The organism is Kitasatospora kazusensis, assembly GCF_039529945.1.
GTDB classification, from domain to species: domain Bacteria; phylum Actinomycetota; class Actinomycetes; order Streptomycetales; family Streptomycetaceae; genus Kitasatospora; species Kitasatospora kazusensis.
In genome coordinates this window covers 91,306-107,697 of record NZ_BAAANT010000021.1, presented here as the reverse complement: position 1 = coordinate 107,697, position 16,392 = coordinate 91,306, and the positions used below count along the sequence as shown (strand labels likewise).

The 16,392-nt window shown below is 72.3% G+C and carries 10 protein-coding genes; 4 read left to right on the top strand and 6 right to left on the bottom strand.

All coding sequences use genetic code 11. The features are described 5' to 3' along the window. Positions 1-421 precede the first annotated feature (421 nt). Complete coding sequence (locus ABD330_RS19130) at positions 422-1,711, bottom strand: MFS transporter (protein WP_344466629.1); 1,290 nt, start codon at positions 1,709-1,711, stop codon at positions 422-424. Positions 1,712-1,853: 142 nt separating this feature from the next. On the opposite strand from ABD330_RS19130, the gene ABD330_RS19125 reads away from it, so the two are divergent. The 4 genes from ABD330_RS19125 (at position 1,854) to thrS (ending at position 10,345) form a co-directional block, all read left to right on the top strand. After that, positions 1,854-2,807: an ROK family protein gene (locus tag ABD330_RS19125; protein WP_344466627.1), complete on the top strand. Its 954-nt coding sequence runs from the start codon at positions 1,854-1,856 to the stop codon at positions 2,805-2,807. A gap of 234 nt (positions 2,808-3,041) precedes the next feature. Next, positions 3,042-6,785 (top strand): SpoIIE family protein phosphatase, encoded by a 3,744-nt coding sequence (locus ABD330_RS19120; protein WP_344466625.1) that lies wholly within the window; start codon positions 3,042-3,044, stop codon positions 6,783-6,785. A gap of 68 nt (positions 6,786-6,853) precedes the next feature. Further along, on the top strand, positions 6,854-8,992 hold the full coding sequence (locus tag ABD330_RS19115; RefSeq protein ID WP_344466623.1) for an MMPL family transporter: 2,139 nt from the start codon (positions 6,854-6,856) through the stop codon (positions 8,990-8,992). Between the two features lie 96 nt (positions 8,993-9,088). Further along, positions 9,089-10,345, top strand: coding sequence for a threonine--tRNA ligase (gene thrS / locus ABD330_RS19110; protein WP_344466621.1), 1,257 nt, complete (start codon positions 9,089-9,091; stop codon positions 10,343-10,345). Between the two features lie 161 nt (positions 10,346-10,506). On the opposite strand, the gene ABD330_RS19105 is transcribed toward thrS, so the two are convergent. From ABD330_RS19105 to ABD330_RS19085, 5 genes are read right to left on the bottom strand one after another with little or no spacing between them, the layout of a single operon-like run. Beyond that, a complete protein-coding gene (locus ABD330_RS19105; RefSeq protein WP_344466619.1) occupies positions 10,507-11,274 on the bottom strand; it encodes a 3-oxoacyl-ACP reductase in 768 nt (255 codons plus the stop codon). 4 nt (positions 11,275-11,278) lie between these two features. Continuing rightward, positions 11,279-12,652 carry an aldehyde dehydrogenase family protein gene (locus ABD330_RS19100; protein ID WP_344466617.1) on the bottom strand — a complete coding sequence of 458 codons (1,374 nt, stop codon included), beginning with the start codon at positions 12,650-12,652 and terminating at the stop codon, positions 11,279-11,281. Then, positions 12,653-13,363, bottom strand: a complete 711-nt coding sequence (locus ABD330_RS19095; RefSeq protein WP_344466615.1) for a gamma-glutamyl-gamma-aminobutyrate hydrolase family protein — start codon at positions 13,361-13,363, stop codon at positions 12,653-12,655. Continuing rightward, positions 13,360-14,718, bottom strand: a complete 1,359-nt coding sequence (locus ABD330_RS19090) for a glutamine synthetase family protein (RefSeq protein WP_344466613.1) — start codon at positions 14,716-14,718, stop codon at positions 13,360-13,362. The genes ABD330_RS19095 and ABD330_RS19090 overlap by 4 nt, the downstream gene beginning before the upstream one ends. After that, positions 14,715-16,283, bottom strand: coding sequence for an amino acid permease (locus ABD330_RS19085; protein WP_425555578.1), 1,569 nt, complete (start codon positions 16,281-16,283; stop codon positions 14,715-14,717). The genes ABD330_RS19090 and ABD330_RS19085 overlap by 4 nt, the downstream gene beginning before the upstream one ends. Positions 16,284-16,392 lie beyond the last annotated feature (109 nt).

The following is a 16,392-nucleotide window of genomic DNA, read 5'->3' as shown; positions in this document are numbered from 1 at the left end:
CCGGGAGGACCAGCACGGCGCCTCCCATGAGGGCCATCCGCACGCGGTTGCGCTTGGTGGTCGAGGTGGCAGCGGCGGTCTCGTTACGGAAGGTCATACAGATCCTCTCGGACACCCCGGGCGGACAGCACGAAGGAACCCGTCAGGGGCTGCTTCGGTACGTCGCACTCGACGAGCGGCCGCTCACGCATCCGGCGTGGCCTGCCGCCCCGGTCACCGGCCCGTGCACCGTCCGCCCCGGAGGGCGTGGGCTGTGGGGGTGAACCCGGGTAGTGCTCGTTGCACTGGTTACGAAGCTACGGACCACCACGGCCCGGTTCAAGGATTCCGGCGAATTCCCAGCTCAGACCGGTGTTACCGAAGGTAGCCGGGGTTCCTCGGGCCCGAGGAACCGGGGTTTCGGGCAGGCACCCAAGATCGATCAGCCCCGCTTTGTGCCCGCGGCCACACCCCGGAGCACGTGAGGCCGGGCACATTCCGCACCGTCCGCGACGCGCCGGACACCCACGGTCGCATTGGATCTTGCCGATCCGGCGTCCGTGGTGGCCCCGCTCACAGCCGCCCCCGGCTCACCCCGGTCGACCGCCCAGGAGACGGCCGCGACGACGAAGCCGACGCCCGCCAGTCCGGCCCCGACCAGGGCCGGCGACACCCACCCGAGGCCCGCGCTCAGGGCGAGCCCGCCGAAGAAGGCGCCCTGCGCGTTCGCCAGGTTGAACGCGGCCTGCACCGTCGCGGAGGCCAGCGTGGGCGCCCGTCGGGCCTTCTGCAGCACCAGGGTCTGCACGGTGGGCACGGTCGCGAAGCCGAACAGCCCGATCAGCACGACGGTGACCGCCGCCGACCACTCCGTCCGCGCGGTGAGCGAGAACGCCGCCAGCGCCAGCGCCATCAGCAGGAAGGCCGCGCAGATCGCGGGCCGCAGCGCCCGGTCCGCCGCGTACCCGCCGATCGCGTTGCCCAGCGTCATGCCGACTCCGAACAGCGCGAGCACCACCGTCACCGAACCCGAGCCGAAGCCGGAGACCCGGGTGAGGATCGGCGTGATGTAGGAGTAGCAGGAGAACAGCCCGGCGCAGCCGAAGACCACCGTCCCCAGTGCCAGCCACAGCTGCCCGCTGCGGAAGGCGGCGAGCTCGTGCCGCAGGCCGGCCTGCGGGTGGGCGGGCAGCGGCGGGACGAGCCGGGCGATCGCGGTGGTGCCCAGCGCCCCGATCACCACGACCACCAGCATCGCGGCCCGCCACCCCAGGTGCTGCCCGAGCAGGGTCGCGGCCGGGACGCCGAGGATGTTGGCGATGGTGAGGCCGGAGAACATCACCGACACCGCACGGGCCCGCAGGTGCGGCGCGGCGAGTTCGGCGGCGGCGACCGCCCCGGCCCCGAAGAAGGCGCCGTGCGGGAGGCCTGCGATCACCCGGGCGGCGGCCAGCAGACCGAAGTCGGGAGCGACGGCGCAGAGCAGGTTGCCCACCGTGAACAACCCGGCGAGACCGGTCAGGACCGCCTTGCGCGGCAGCCGGGCCGAAGCGGCGGTGAGCAGCGGAGCCCCGACGACCACCCCGATCGCGTACGCCGAGATCAGCCAGCCGGCCTGCGGGATCGAGACGTGCAGGTCGTCGGCGACCTGCGGCAGCAGGCCCATCGCGGCGAACTCGGTGGTGCCGATGGCGAAGGCGGTGATGGCGAGGGCGACGAGCGCCAGCGGCATGGGGAAGGTCCTCGGGCAGGGGTGTGGACGGTCGCCGCTGACCGCCTGGGGGCGGGCGTGAGTCTATCGGCCGCGACAGTGCCAGAATCTGGACGGCACACGTACGGGCAGCCGCGCACCAGGTAATACGGGAGGAACGCACGTGGACACCGACTCCAGGCCGGACGCCGGCGGGGGCGTCGTCGCCGCCGTCGACATCGGCGGCACCAAGATCGCGGCGGCCTTGGTGGACGAGGCCGGCACCCTGTTCGCCCGCACCCAGCGGCCCACCCCGGCGACGGCGGGCGGGGAGACGGTGCTGCGCACGGTGCTCGACCTGCTCGACGAACTGGCCGCCTCACCGCGCTGGCCCGGGGTCCGCGCGGTGGGCGTGGGCAGCGCCGGGCCGGTGGACACCGCGCGCGGCACCGTGAGCCCGGTCAACATCCCGGGCTGGCGCGACTTCCCGCTGGTGGAACGGATCTCCGCGCACCTGGCGCCCGCGCGGGGGCGGGTGGTACTGGCCGGGGACGGGATCGCGATCGCCGCCGCCGAGCACCGGTTCGGCGCGGCGCGCCCGTACGACAACGCGCTCTGCATGGTGGTCTCCACCGGAGTGGGCGGCGGGCTGATCCTGGGCGGTGCGCTGCACACCGGGCGGACCGGCAACGCCGGGCACATCGGCCACATCACCGTCGACCTGGACGGCGAACCGTGCCCGTGCGGCAGCCGGGGCTGCCTGGAGCAGCTGGCCAGCGGGACGGCCATCGCCCGCCACGCCCTGCGGAGCGGCTGGCAGCCGAGCTCACAGGACGCCTCGGCGGTCGCGGTGGCGGCCTCCGCCCGGGCCGGCGATCCGATCGCGCTCGCCGCGTACGACCGGGCCGGTCGGGCGCTGGCGGCGGGGATCGCCGCCACGGCGACCCTGGTGGAGCTGGACGCGGTGGTGATCGGCGGTGGCGTCGCCCAGGTCGGCGAACTCCTCCTCGGCCCCTTGCGACGGCACCTCACCACCTACGCGGCCCTCCCCTTCGCCGCCGACCTCAAGATCCACCGCGCCCACCTGGGCACCGACGCGGGCCTCGTCGGCGCGGCAGCGGTAGCCGCCCTCACCTAAAGGCGAGCCCGCACCATCCAGGGGCGCGAGGAACTGCGCGAGGGCGGAAGGCACCGCACCGTCACTCCCGATTCGCGCAGTTCCCCGCGCCCCTGGGGGTTACCCCTAACCGTCGCGAGATCCCCGCGCCCCTGGGGACCCCCGATCCCCCCCGGAGGGGCGCGAGCGGCACGGGTCCCGGCCCCATGGGACGATGTCAGGGCGGAAAAATGACCCCCGGGCGGTTGCGTGGACATGCACACCGACGAGCAGCAGGGCCCCGGCGACGGGTCCCGCCGGACCACGGCGGGCGGGGAGCGGATTCACGACGGCCCGCTGGTGGTGCCGATCGCGACGGCGCTGATCGCCGAGGACGGCCGCATCCTGCACTGGAGCGCCGATGCCGAGGCGCTGCTCGGCTACACCGCCGAGCAGGCCGTCGGCTCGCTGGCCGCGCAGATCCTGGCGGGCGAGGAGCAGCGGTCCGAGGTGCTGGAGCTGTTCGACGGGATCGTCGGCGGCCGGGCCTGGTCGGGGGTGTTCCCCGTCCGGCATCTGGAGGGCCACTACGTGAACCTGGAGTTCCGTACCCATCCGATCGCTGGGCCGGACGGCCGTCCGCTGGTGCTCGCGGTGGCGTCCGACGTGACGGCGCTGCGGCGGGTGCAGGAGGACCTCGCGGTGCTGGACGGCTTCTTCACCCAGTCGCCGGTGGGGATGGTGGTCTACGACCCCGAGCTGCGTTACGTCCGGCTGAACGACGCGCTGGCCCGGGTGAACGGCATCCCGGCCGCCGAGCACCTGGGGCGGCGGGTGACGGAGGTGCTGCCGGGGATCAACGGCACCGAGGTCGAGGCGGTGATGCGCCGGGTGCTGGAGACCGGCGAGGCGGTGGTGGACGCGCGTTCGCACGGGCGGACCCCGGGCGACCCGGACCACGACCACGCCTGGTCCGCCTCGTACTTCCGGCTGGACCAGCCGGACGGCCAGGTGCTCGGGGTCAGTTCCACCCTGATCGACGTGACGGAGCGCTACCGGGCCGAGTCCCGTGCCGCCCGGGCGACGGAGCGCCTGGCGGTGCTGATGGAGGCCACCGCCTCGATCGGCACCACGCTCGACCTGCGCCGGACCACCCGGGAGCTGGCCGAGGCGATGGTGCCCCGGATCGCGGACGTCAGCGGGGTCTTCGCGCTGGAGCGGCTGGTCTCCGGGGCCGACCCCGAGCGGGCCGAGGAGGACTCGGGTGACCGTTGGGTCCGCCGGCTCGCGCTCTCCACCATCGACCCGGACTATCCGGTGGAGCACCTGCCGACCGAGGCGGTGTACCGGCTGCCCGCGGACTCCGTGTACGCCGAGGCGATGCGGTCCGGCCGGACGGTGGTGGCACCGTCCTGGGAGCTGCCGCTGCTGGCCTCGGGCATGCCGAACGAGCGGGTGAAGGCCTTCCGGGGCAAGAGCTCCCGTCCGGTGCGGATCACCCCGCTGGTGGCCCGGGGCGTCGTGCTGGGGATGGTGGTGTACTCCCGGCGCGGTGACCGGGAGTCGTTCGGCGCGGCCGACATCACGCTGGGTGACGAGTTGGTCTCCCGGGCCGCCGTGGCGATCGACAACGCGCTGCTCTACCAGCGCCAGCACGAGACGGTCCGGGCCCGGGCCCAGGCGCTGCGCGAGGCCAAGGCGGCGCAGGAACGGCTGGCGTTGATCAACGCGGCCTCGGCCGGGATCGGCACCACGCTCGACCTGGCGCAGACCGCCCGTGAACTGGCCCAGGTCGCGACCCCGCTGCTGGCGGACACCGTGGTGGTGGAGGTGCTGGAGTCGCTGATCGAGGGCCGCGAGGCGGAGGTCCCCGGGCGGGCGGACCGTTCGGCGGTGCTGCGCCGGATGGCCTTCCACAGCGCTCCGGCCTCGGCGATGACACCGGTCGCGGCGGTCGGCTCGGTGCACCGGTTCCACCCCTCCACCCCGTACGCCTGGGCGCTGGCGCACCGGCGCCCGCTGCTGGTGCCCCGGATGGACGAGACCGGGCTGACCTGGTTCGCGGACGACCCGGCCCGGGCGGACGCCGCCGTCCGGGAGGGGGTGCGTTCGCTCATCGTGGTGCCGCTGATCGCCCGGGGTGCGCCGGTCGGCGTCGCCGCGTTCTACCGGAACGTGACGGAGCGCGCGTACGACGAGGAGGACCTCGCGCTGGCCTCGGAGTTGGCCGCGCGCGCGGCCGTCGCGATCGACAACGCGCTGCTGTACACCCGGGAGCGGGACGCGGCCCGCGAGCGGCAGGTGGCGCTGGAGAAGGCGGAGGCCGCCCAGCAGCGGCTGACACTGCTGAACGAGGCGAGCTCCCGGATCGGCACCACGCTCGATCTGAACCGCACCGCACGGGAGTTGGTGGAGGTGGTGATACCGCGCTTCGCCGACTTCGTGACCGTCGACCTGCTGGAGTCGGTGCTGGCGGGCGAGGAGGCCGCGCCGCTGCCGCTCTCCGGACCGGCCATGATGCGAGCCGTCGCGGTCGGCGAGCTCGGCGAGTCGGTGGTGATGTCGGGGGCCGCCGACGCCGTCGGCGAGCCGTCCCGGTCCGCGAAGCTGTACGCGGAGAGCCTGCGGAGTGGGCGTTCGATCCTGGTCGCCGAGGTGGACGAGGAGGCGCTGCACCGGATCGTCGCCTCGCCGGACCGGGTGGATCCCAGCCTGGAGGCGGGCATCCACTCCTATCTGATGGTGCCGCTGCTGGCCCGGGGTGTGGTGCTCGGCGGCGCGGAGTTCATCCGGACGGCCAACCCGGAGCCGTTCAGCGCGGCCGACGTCGCGCTGGCGGAGGAGCTGGCCGCGCGGGCGGCGGTCTGCATCGACAACGCCCGGCTGTACCGGCGTGAGCGGGACACCGCGCTGACGTTGCAGCGCAGTCTGCTGCCGCAGGAGGTGCACCGCTCGCTCGGGTTGGAGATCGCCTACCGGTACCTGCCGAGCAGCGTGGTGAGCGAGGTGGGCGGCGACTGGTTCGACGTGGTGCCGCTCTCCGGCGGACGCGTCGCACTGATCGTCGGCGATGTGATGGGCCACGGCATCCGGGCGGCCGCTACGATGGGCCAACTCCGTACGGTGGCAAGGACGTTGATCACCATGGACATGGACCCGACCCGGGTCATGCGGCGGCTGGACGACGCCGCTTCGGCGGTCGGCGAGGGACAGTTCGCCACCTGCGTCTGTGTGGTCTTCGACCCGGTGGACCGCTCCTGTGTCGCCTGCTGCGCGGGTCATCTGCCGCCGGTGATCGGCGACGCGTCCGGCGCCGCCCACCTGCTGGAGCTGCCGGCCGGCATACCGCTGGGCATCGGCGGGGTGCCGTTCGAGAGCGTCGAGTTCACGCTGCCCGAGGACGGCATCCTGGTGCTGTACACCGACGGCCTGGTCGAGCGCCGGGACCAGGACCTCGACGAGGGCCTGGAGCTGCTGCGCCGGACGGTGGCCGATCGCCGGCCCACCCTGGAGGAGACCTGCGACGCCGTGCTCGACACCCTCGGCGCACACGCCGGCGCCGGCCAGGACGACATCGCCGTGATCATGGCCCACGTCCGTCCGATCGAGACCTACCGGCTGGCCGTGCTGCCACTGGCCGGGGACCTCGCGATGGTCGGGCACGCCCGCCGCTTCGTCCGCCGCACCCTCGACTGCTGGGAGTTGGGAAGCCTCGGCGACATCGCCGAACTGCTCACCAGCGAGCTGATCACCAACGCCCTGACCCACGCCGGTGCGCCCACCGAACTGCGGATCTTCCGCAACCGGTTGCTGACCGTTGAGGTCGCCGACATCGACAGCCACCCGCCCGCCCCGCGCCGCGCGAACGACTCGGACGAGGGCGGGCGCGGGATGCACCTGATCAACGAACTCGCCCACCGCTGGGGCAGCCGCAGCACCACCGAGGGCAAGGTGGTCTGGTTCGAGCTGGAGATCCCGCCCGGCGTCCCCCCGCACCACCACCTCCCCGCCCCCGCGTAACCGGACCCGCTCTTCTCCGCGCCCGCTCCCCCTGGAAGCATCCGCAGACACCCGTTCGGGAGTACGAGATGGACATCCAGCAAACCCCGGCCCCCAGCCCCTCCGGCCGACTCGCCGCACTCCCCTGCGGCCGCCGCAGCAAATGGGTGGTGCTCGTGCTCTGGCTCGTCCTGATCGCGGCGGCCGGGCCACTGGCCGGGAAGCTGATGGGCGCCGAGGACAACCAGGCGTCCAGCTGGCTGCCCGGCAGCGCCGAGTCGACCCAGGTACTGAACGAGCAGCGGGCGTTCCAGCCCGTCGACCAGGCCCAGGCCGTGGTGGTCTACCAGCGCGCCGACGGGATCACCGCCGCCGACCGGGCCAAGGCCGCGCGGGACGCGATGGCCTTCGTGAGCGCCCCGCACGTGATCGGCAGAGTCGTCGGGCCGCAGGAGTCCACCGACGGCAAGGCCCTCCAGACCGTGGTGCCGGTGGACATCAGCGGTGGCGGCGGCTGGAACCAGCTGCGGCCCGCCGTGGACAGCATGCGGGCCACCGCCGCCACCGACAGCCTCGGCATGGCGACCCATGTCACCGGGCCCGCCGGGATCGCCGCCGACCAGGCCGCCGCGTTCGCGGGCATCGACGGCACGCTGCTGTACGCGACCGTCAGCGTCGTCATCGTCCTGCTGCTGCTCACCTACCGCAGCCCGGTGCTGTGGCTGCTGCCGCTGCTCTCCGCCGGTGTCGCGCTGACCGTCGCCGAGGGCGGGATCTACCTGCTCGCCAAGCACGCCGGGCTGACCGTCAACGCGCAGAGCGCGGGCATCCTGGTCGTGCTGGTGCTGGGCGCCGGAACGGACTACGCCCTGCTGCTGACCGCCCGCTACCGCGAGGAGCTGCGCCGGCACCGGGACCGGCACGAGGCGATGGCGTTCGCCCTGCACCGGGCCGGGCCGGCCATCGGCGCCAGCTCGGCCACGGTGATCGCCTCGATGCTCTGCCTGACCATCGCGAAGATGAACTCGACCCGAGGGCTCGGACCGGTCTGCGCGATCGGCGTCCTGGTCGCCCTGCTGGCGATGACGACACTGCTGCCCGCCCTGCTGGTGGTCTGCGGGCGGTGGGTGTTCTGGCCGGTCAAACCCGCGTACGGCACGCCCGAGCCGACCGCGACCGGCCGCTGGGCGCACGTCGGCGCGTGGATCGGCCGGCGACCGCGCAAGGTCTGGGCCGGCACCGGCCTGGCGCTGGCCGCCTGCTGCCTGGGGCTGTTCTCGCTGAACGCGAACGGGCTGAGCACGGCCGGGAGTTTCACCGGCAAGCCCGACTCGGTGGTCGGCCAGCAGGTGGTCGAGCAGCACTTCCCCGGCGGCACCGGCGCACCGCTGTCGATCATCAGCACCGCCGGCTCGGCCGCCACCGTCGAGCGGACCGTCCTCGCCACCCCCGGCATCGCCGGGACGACCGTGCCGGTGTTCCAGCAGGGCAAGGCGTTCATCCAGGCGACGCTGGCCGATCCACCGGACAGCAGCCAGGCCAAGGCGACCGTCGACCGGGTCCGCACCGCCGTGCACGCCCTGCCGGACGCCGATGCCAAGGTCGGCGGCAGCACGGCGGTGATCCTGGACGCCGGACGGGCCGCCGCGGCCGACAACCGGGCGATCATCCCGCTGGTACTGGTGGTGGTCCTGCTGATCCTGGCCGGACTGCTGCGGGCGGTGGTCGCACCGCTGGTACTGATCGCGACCGTCGTGCTCAGCTACGCGGCGGCGCTGGGCATCAGCGCGTTCATCTTCGCGCACGTCTTCCACTTCCAGGGCCAGGACAATGCCTTCCCTCTGTTCGTGTTCGTCTTCCTGGTCGCGCTCGGCATCGACTACAACATCTTCCTGATGACCCGGGTCCGCGAGGAGTCCCTGCACCGGGGCACCAAGGCCGGTGCGGTCGCCGGGCTGGCGGCGACCGGCGGCGTGATCACCTCCGCCGGGCTGATCCTGGCGAGCACCTTCGGCGTGCTCGGCACCCTGCCGGTGGTGGGCTTCGCCGAGATCGGCTTCGCGGTGGCACTCGGCGTGCTGCTGGACACCCTGGTGGTCCGCTCCGTCCTGGTCACCGCGCTCACCATCGACCTGGACCACCGGATGTGGTGGCCGAGCGCGCTGTCGCGCCGCGGCCGGGAAATCGACACACCGCCGCCGCACCCTCTGCTAGCCTCGAAACCATGAAGCGCGCAGCTGTTGTGACGACGACGCCGGACGATGTCCCGGCGCGCTGACAGCTGACTGTCCGAAGCCCCGGGGCGAGTGCCCCGGGGCTTCGGCGTGTCGGGCACTCGCCTCACCATCCGTGAGGAGACCACCGTGCACGACCACCGCAAGCTCGGCCGCGAGCTGGACCTGTTCGACACCGACCCGCTGATCGGCTCCGGCCTGCCGTACTGGCTGCCCGCCGGCGCGGCCGTCCGGCAGGCCCTGGAGCAGTACATCCTGGGCGTCGAGCGCCGCGCCGGATACCGGCACGTGTACTCGCCGGTGCTCGGCAAACGCGAGCTGTACGAGATCTCCGGGCACTGGTCGCACTACAGCGAGGACATGTTCCCGCCGATGGACCTCGGCGGCGAACAGCTGGTGCTGCGGCCCAGCCTCTGCCCGCACCACGCGCTGATCTACCGCTCCCGGGCCCACAGCTACCGGGAACTACCACTGCGGATGGCGGAGTTGGGCGGCATGCACCGCTCCGAGCTGTCCGGGGTGCTGGGCGGGCTGACCAGGGTCCGGGCGATCCAGCTCAACGACGCGCACATCTTCTGCACCCCTGAGCAGGCCGCCGGGGAGGCGCTCGGAGCGCTGGAGCTGATCCGCCGCGCGTACGCCGTGCTCGGCATCCAAGCCGTCCGGTACCGCCTCTCGCTGCCCGGGGCGGGCGGCAAGTACGTGGCCGACCCCGAGCTGTGGGAGCGGTCCTGCAAGCTGCTGACCGAGGTGCTCGAAGCGTCCGGGGTGCCGTACGAGGCGGTGGAAGGGGAGGCCGCGTTCTACGGTCCCAAGATCGACGTGCAGATCGCCGACGGCGCGGGCCGGGAGTCCACCCTCTCCACCGTGCAGATCGACTTCCACCAGCCCGAGCGGTTCGACCTGCACTACATCAGCGCCGACGGGGCGAAGCACCGGCCGGTGATGGTCCACCGCAGCATCATCGGCAGCGTGGAGCGGGCCGTCGCCCACCTGATCGAGGTGCACGGCGGGGCCTTCCCCGCCTGGCTCGCACCCGTCCAGCTGGTGGCCGTGCCGATCTCCGAGGCCGAAGTCCCGGCCGCCGCCGCGCTGGTCGAGCAGTGCCTCGACCAGGGCCTGCGAGCCGAACTCGCCGGCCCCGAACACGGCACCCTCGGCGCGAGGATCCGGGCCGCCCGGCTGGTGCCGTACCAGGCCGTCATCGGCGCCCGCGAGGCCTCGGCCGGGGCCGTCGCGCTACGCCTGCGGGACGGGCGGCGCCCCGAGGCGCTTCCCGCCGGGGAGGCGGTGGGGCGGGTCGCTGCGGTGGTCGCTGCGCGAAGCTCGGAGCTGTGGGGCGGGTGAGCGCTCGCTCTGGGGCAACCAGACGGGGACGCGGTTGACCGTTCGCACTGGGGTAACCGGATGGGGGCGCGGGGAACTGCGCGCGCAACCGTGCACGAACGTCGTGCCCTGGTCGCGCAGTTCCCCGCGCCCCCGGAGGTGAGTGACCCCGCATGAACGGGTTACTGGGGGGTGACGTACGCGCCCGAGATGCCGCCGTCCACCAGGAAGGTGTTCGCCGTCATGAAGGAGGAGTCGTCGCTCGCCAGGAAGGCGACGGCCGCGGCGATCTCGGTCGGCTCGGCGAAGCGGCCGAGCGGGATGTGCACCAGGCGGCGGGCGGCGCGCTCCGGGTCCTTGGCGAACAGCTCCTGGAGCAGCGGGGTGTTGACCGGCCCCGGGCAGAGCGCGTTGACCCGGATGCCCTCGCGGGCGAACTGCACGCCCAGCTCGCGCGACATCGCCAGCACGCCGCCCTTGGAGGCGCTGTAGGAGATCTGCGAGGTGGCCGCGCCCATCACCGCGACGAACGAGGCGGTGTTGATGATCGAGCCCTTGCCCTGGCGCTGCATGTGCGGGATGGCGTACTTGCAGCAGAGGTAGACGCTGGTCAGGTTGACCTCCTGGACGCGCTTCCACGCCTCCAGGCCGGTGGTCAGGATCGAGTCGTCGTCGGGGGGCGAGATCCCGGCGTTGTTGAACGCGATGTCCAGGCGGCCGAACTCGGCCACGGCGGTGTCGTACATCGCGCGGACGGCGTCCTCGTCGGTCACGTCGGCCTGGATGAACAGGCCGCCGACCTCCTCGGCCGCCGCCTTGCCGGACACCGCGTCGAGGTCGACGCAGACGACCTTCGCACCTTCGGCGGCGAACCGCCGGGCGGTGGCGAGCCCGATTCCGCTGCCTGCACCGGTGATGACGGCCACGCGGCCGTCGAGGCGGTTGGTCATGGTGCTACTCCTCGGTTGAGATGAAGACGTTCTTGGTCTCGGTGAAAGCGTTCAGTGCGTCCGGCCCGAGTTCACGGCCGAGGCCGGACTGCTTGTAGCCGCCGAACGGGGTCGCGTAGCGCACGGAGGAGTGCGAGTTGACGGACAGGTTGCCCGCCTCCACACCCCGCGCCACCCGGATCGCCCGGCCCAGGTCGCGGGTCCAGATCGAGCCGGACAGGCCGTACTCGGTGGAGTTGGCGATCCGCAGCGCGTCCTCCTCGTCCCGGAAGGGGACGACGGCGACCACGGGTCCGAAGATCTCCTCGGTGAACGCCGGGGAGGACTGGTCGACCGGCGCGAGCACCGTCGCGGGGAACCAGAAGCCCTTGCCCTCGGGCACCGAGCCCCGGACGGCGACCGACTCGGGGACGTACCCGGCCACCCGCTCGCGCTGGGCGGCGGAGATCAGCGGGCCCATCTCGGTCTTCTCGTCCCGGGGGTCGCCGACCTTGACGCCGAGGACGGCCGGCTCCAGCAGGCCCATGAACTCGTCGAACACCGACTGCTGGACGAGGATCCGGGAGCGTGCGCAGCAGTCCTGCCCGGCGTTGTCGAAGACCGCGTAGGGCGCGGTGGCGGCGGCCTTGGCGAGGTCGGCGTCGGCGAAGACGATGTTGGCGCTCTTGCCGCCGAGCTCCAGGGTGACGGGCTTGACCTGGTCGGCGCACCCGGCGGCGACGCCCTTGCCGACCCGGGACGAGCCGGTGAAGACCACCTTGCGGACGTCCGGGTGGGTGACGAAGCGCTGGCCCACCACCGGTCCGCGACCGGGCAGGACCTGGAACACCCCTTCCGGAATGCCTGCCTGGAGGGCGAGTTCGCCCAGCCGCAGCGCGGTCAGCGGGGTCAGCTCGGCGGGCTTGAGGATCACCGTGTTGCCGGCCGCCAGTGCGGGGGCGGAGCCCCAGGCGGCGATCGGCATCGGGAAGTTCCACGGGACGATGATCCCGACCACGCCCAGCGGCTCCTGGAAGGTGATGTCCAGGCCGCCGGCCACCGGGATCTGCCGGCCGAAGTTGCGCTCCGGCGCGGCGGCGTAGTACTCGAAGACGTCCCGGGCGTTGCCCGCCTCCCAGCGCGCGTTGCCCACGGTGTGGCCGGCGTTGGCGACTTCGAGCTGGGCCAGGTGCTCGCGGTCGGCGTCGATCGCGGCGGCGAAGGCCCGCAGCAGGCGGGCCCGGTCGGCGGGGGCGACCCTGCGCCAGCCGTCGAAGGCCGCCTTGGCTCGGGCGACGGCGGCGTCGGTCTCGGCGAGGCCCGCCATCGCCACCGTCTCGATCACCTCCTCGGTGGCCGGGTTGACCACGTCGAAGAGGTCGGGCTCCGGGCTGGTCATCTAGTTGCTCTCCTTACGGGCGGCCAGAACGAACGCGTCGAACAGTCGGGTGTCGGTGGGGTCGGCCTCGGGGTGCCACTGCACGCCCAGGGCGAAGCTCTGCTCGGGGAGTTCGACCGCCTCGACCGACTCGTCCGCGCTCCAGGCCGTCGCCCGCAGCCCCTCGGCGAGCCGGCCGATCGCCTGGTGGTGGTAGCACGGGACCTTGGCGGACTTCCCCAGGATCCCGCCGAGCCTGCTGCCCGGACTGATCATCACCGGCTGGCGGTTGTAGGTGCCGGGGGCGATCTGGTGGCCCTCGCCGCCGGTCTGCTCGGGCAGGTGCTGCACCAGGTCGCCGCCGAGGGCGACGTTGAGCAGCTGCATGCCCCGGCAGACGCCGAGCAGCGGCAGGTCCCGCTCCAGTGCGCCGTGCAGCAGCTCGAACTCCCAGGCGTCGCGCGCGTGGTGGGGCGGGCCGGTGAGCGGGTGGACGGGTGCGCCGTACCGGGCCGGGTCGATGTCGGAGCCGCCGGCGATCACCAGTCCGTCGAGCCGGTCGAGCAGCCGGCCGCTGCCGCCGGTCTGCGGTGGCAGCACCACGGCGGTGCCGCCGGCCCGGCCGACGGCGTCCAGGTAGCTCTGTGCGATGAGGGCGGCGGGCTGGCGCCAGACGCCCCAGGCGGCCTCTTCGAGGTAGCTGGTGATCCCCACCAGCGGTCGGGCGGTCACAGCCGCTCGAATCCGCGACGGCGCTCCCAGTCGGTCACCGCCGCGTCGAAGGCGGCGAGTTCGACCCGGCCGGCGTGGGTGTAGTGCTTGACGACGTCCTTGCCGAAGGCCTGCGCCGCCACCTCGCTGTGCTCGAATGCCTGGACGGCGTCGCGCAGCGTGGCAGGCACCCGGCGGGCGTCGGAGGCGTACGCGTTTCCGGTGAACTCCGGTTCCAGCGCGAGCTGTTGCTCGACCCCGTGCAGGCCGGCCGCGATCAGCGCGGCGACCGCGAGGTAGGGGTTGACGTCGCCGCCGGGCACCCGGTTCTCGAAGCGCAGCGAGGGCCCGTGGCCGACCACCCGCAGCGCGCAGGTGCGGTTGTCCCGCCCCCAGGCGATCGCGGTGGGGGCGAAGCTGCCCGGGACGTACCGCTTGTAGGAGTTGACGGTCGGTGCGAGCAGCAGCGCGAAGTCGGCGAGGCAGGCGAGCTGCCCGGCCAGGAAGTGCTCCATCGTCCTGGAGAAGCCGTGCTCCTCGTCGCCCGCCATCACCGACCGGCCGTCATCGTCGCGCAGGCTCAGGTGGATGTGGCAGGAGTTGCCCTCGCGCTCGTTGAACTTCGCCATGAAGGTGAGGCTGACGCCCTCCTGCGAGGCGATCTCCTTGGCGCCGGTCTTGTAGACCGAGTGGTCGTCACAAGTGGTGAGCGCCGGGCCGTACTTGAAGGCGATCTCGTGCTGGCCGAGGTTGCACTCGCCCTTCGCCGACTCCACCGTGAGCCCGGCGCCGGCCATCTCGTTGCGCAGCCGTCGCAGCAGCGGTTCGATCCGCGAGGTGCCCAGGATGGAGTAGTCGACGTTGTACTGGTTGACGGGGGTGAGCTTGGCGTAGTCCTTGTCCCAGGCCTGCTCGTAGCTGTCGCGGAAGACGATGAACTCCAGCTCGGTGCCCGCGTAGGCGTGCCATCCGTACGCGGCGAGCCGCTCCAGCTGGCGGCGCAGCACCTGGCGCGGGGAGACCGCGACGGGGGTGCCGTCGTGGTTGTGCACGTCGCACTGGACCATCACGGTGGCGGGGTGCCAGGGGATCGTCCGCAGGGTGGCCAGGTCTGGGGTGAGGACGAAGTCGCCGTAGCCGGTCTCCCAGGAGGAGTTCTCGTACCCGTCCACGGTGTTCATGTCGATGTCGACGGCGAGCAGGTAGCCGCAGCCCTCGGCCGCGTTGGGCACCACGTCGGAGAGGAAGAACTCGGCGGCGATGCGCTTGCCCTGGAGGCGGCCCTGCATGTCGGTCATGGCGAGCACGACGGTGTCGACCGAGCCGTCGGCGACCAGGGTGCGCAGATGGTCCAGGGTGAGGCGGGGACTGCTCATCGGGTCTCCAGTTCGTCCGGCAGGTCGGCGAGTTGCTTCGGCGGGCCCTGGACCTTGGGTCCGGTGAACCAGTGCCGGGCCGAGACCAGCCACCACACCCCGGCCGAGCCGAGCACGGCGGCGACCGCGACGGGTGTGTAGTTGAAGTTGGCGGCGGTGATGGGGCTGAGGGTGGGGAGCATGAAGAGCACGGTGATCACGACGGTCCAGACCACCGCGACGATACCGATCGGCCGGCTCCAGCGCCCGAGATGCCACGGGCCGCGCTGGAAGGAATCACCCTGGCGGAGCTTCAGGAACACCGGGATGACGTAGGCGATGTACAGGCCGATCACCGAGACGGAGGTGACGGCGGCGTACGCGGTGGCGTTCCAGAGGTCCTGGGCGCCGAGCAGGAAGGCCCCGCCGGTGGCGAGCCAGACGGCGCTGGTGGGGGTCTGGGTGCGGGGGTTGATCCGGTGCCAGAAGCGGGAGCCGGGCAGTGCGCCGTCGCGCGAGAAGGCGTAGATCATCCGGGAGTTGGCGGTGACGGAGGCCATGCCGCAGAAGAACTGGGCGCCGATCACGATCAGCAGCAGCAGCTTGGCGCCGCTCGCCCCGATGGCGTCCAGGAAGATCTGGGCGGGCGGTACGCCGGTCGGGCTGTTGACCGCGCCGTCGTAGTTCTGGATCGCGAAGGTGATGCCGATCAGCAGGATCCAGCCCGCGACCAGCGAGACCAGCACCGAGTTCACGATGCCCTTGGGCCCGGAGCGGGCGGCGTCCTGGGTCTCCTCCGTCATGTGGGCGGAGGCGTCGTAGCCGGTCAGGGTGTACTGCGCGAGCAGCAGGCCCAGCATGGCGACGTAGAAGGAACTGTGGAAGCCGGTGCCGTTGACGAACTTGGTGAAGACGAAGGAGGCGGAGGCGTGGTGCGAGGGCAGCACGGCGAGCGCGCCGACGATGATCGCGACACCGAACACGTGCCACCAGACGCTGACGTTGTTCAGGATCGCCACCAGCCGCACGCCCCGGGTGTTGAGCAGGCCGTGGACGAGCAGGATCACGGCGAAGATCTCCACCGTGTGGGCGGGGCTGGCGGCGAAGCCCCACTGGAGTTCGAGGAAGGCGTTGGTGAAGAACGCGGCGCCGAAGTCGACCCCGGCGGTGACGGCCACCTGGCCCATGAAGTTGAAGTAGCCGGTGAACCAGCTCCAGGCCGGCCCGCGTGAGGGGGCGAGCTTGGCGGCCCAGTAGTAGAGGCCGCCGGCGGTCGGGTAGCTGGAGCAGATCTCGGCCATCGCGAGGGCGACGGCGAGGGTCATCACGCCGACCAGCGGCCAGCCCCAGACGATCACGGCGGGGCCGCCGGTGGTCATCCCGAAGCCGTAGAGGGTGAGACAGCCGGAGAGGATCGAGACGACCGAGAAGGAGAGGGCGAAGTTCGAGAAGCCCGACATGGAGCGGGCCAGCTCCTGCGTGTAGCCGAGCTCGCGCAACCGTGCTTCGTCGGAGTTGACAGAGGGGGTGTCCGTCGGCAGCATCGCTGTGCCGGAATGGTCGACGGGTGAAGGTTCAGCAGACATGCGCACCCCTGGGGGTTCGGTGGGGGAATCCGAAACGTGCGCCCACAGCACTGTGGTCGATCAATGGCCCGAAAGCAGACCATTGACGTAGCGCGTATGTTTCACCCCC

What these genes read in the sequence shown, in the direction of transcription:
- ABD330_RS19130 (WP_344466629.1), bottom strand. Translation starts at nt 1,711, where the DNA reads ATGCCGCTGGCGCTCGTCGCCCTCGCCATCACCGCCTTCGCCATCGGC.
- ABD330_RS19120 (WP_344466625.1), top strand. Translation starts at nt 3,042, where the DNA reads ATGCACACCGACGAGCAGCAGGGCCCCGGCGACGGGTCCCGCCGGACC.
- ABD330_RS19115 (WP_344466623.1), top strand. Translation starts at nt 6,854, where the DNA reads ATGGACATCCAGCAAACCCCGGCCCCCAGCCCCTCCGGCCGACTCGCC.
- ABD330_RS19105 (WP_344466619.1), bottom strand. Translation starts at nt 11,274, where the DNA reads ATGACCAACCGCCTCGACGGCCGCGTGGCCGTCATCACCGGTGCAGGC.
- ABD330_RS19100 (WP_344466617.1), bottom strand. Translation starts at nt 12,652, where the DNA reads ATGACCAGCCCGGAGCCCGACCTCTTCGACGTGGTCAACCCGGCCACC.
- ABD330_RS19090 (WP_344466613.1), bottom strand. Translation starts at nt 14,718, where the DNA reads ATGAGCAGTCCCCGCCTCACCCTGGACCATCTGCGCACCCTGGTCGCC.
- ABD330_RS19085 (WP_425555578.1), bottom strand. Translation starts at nt 16,283, where the DNA reads ATGTCTGCTGAACCTTCACCCGTCGACCATTCCGGCACAGCGATGCTG.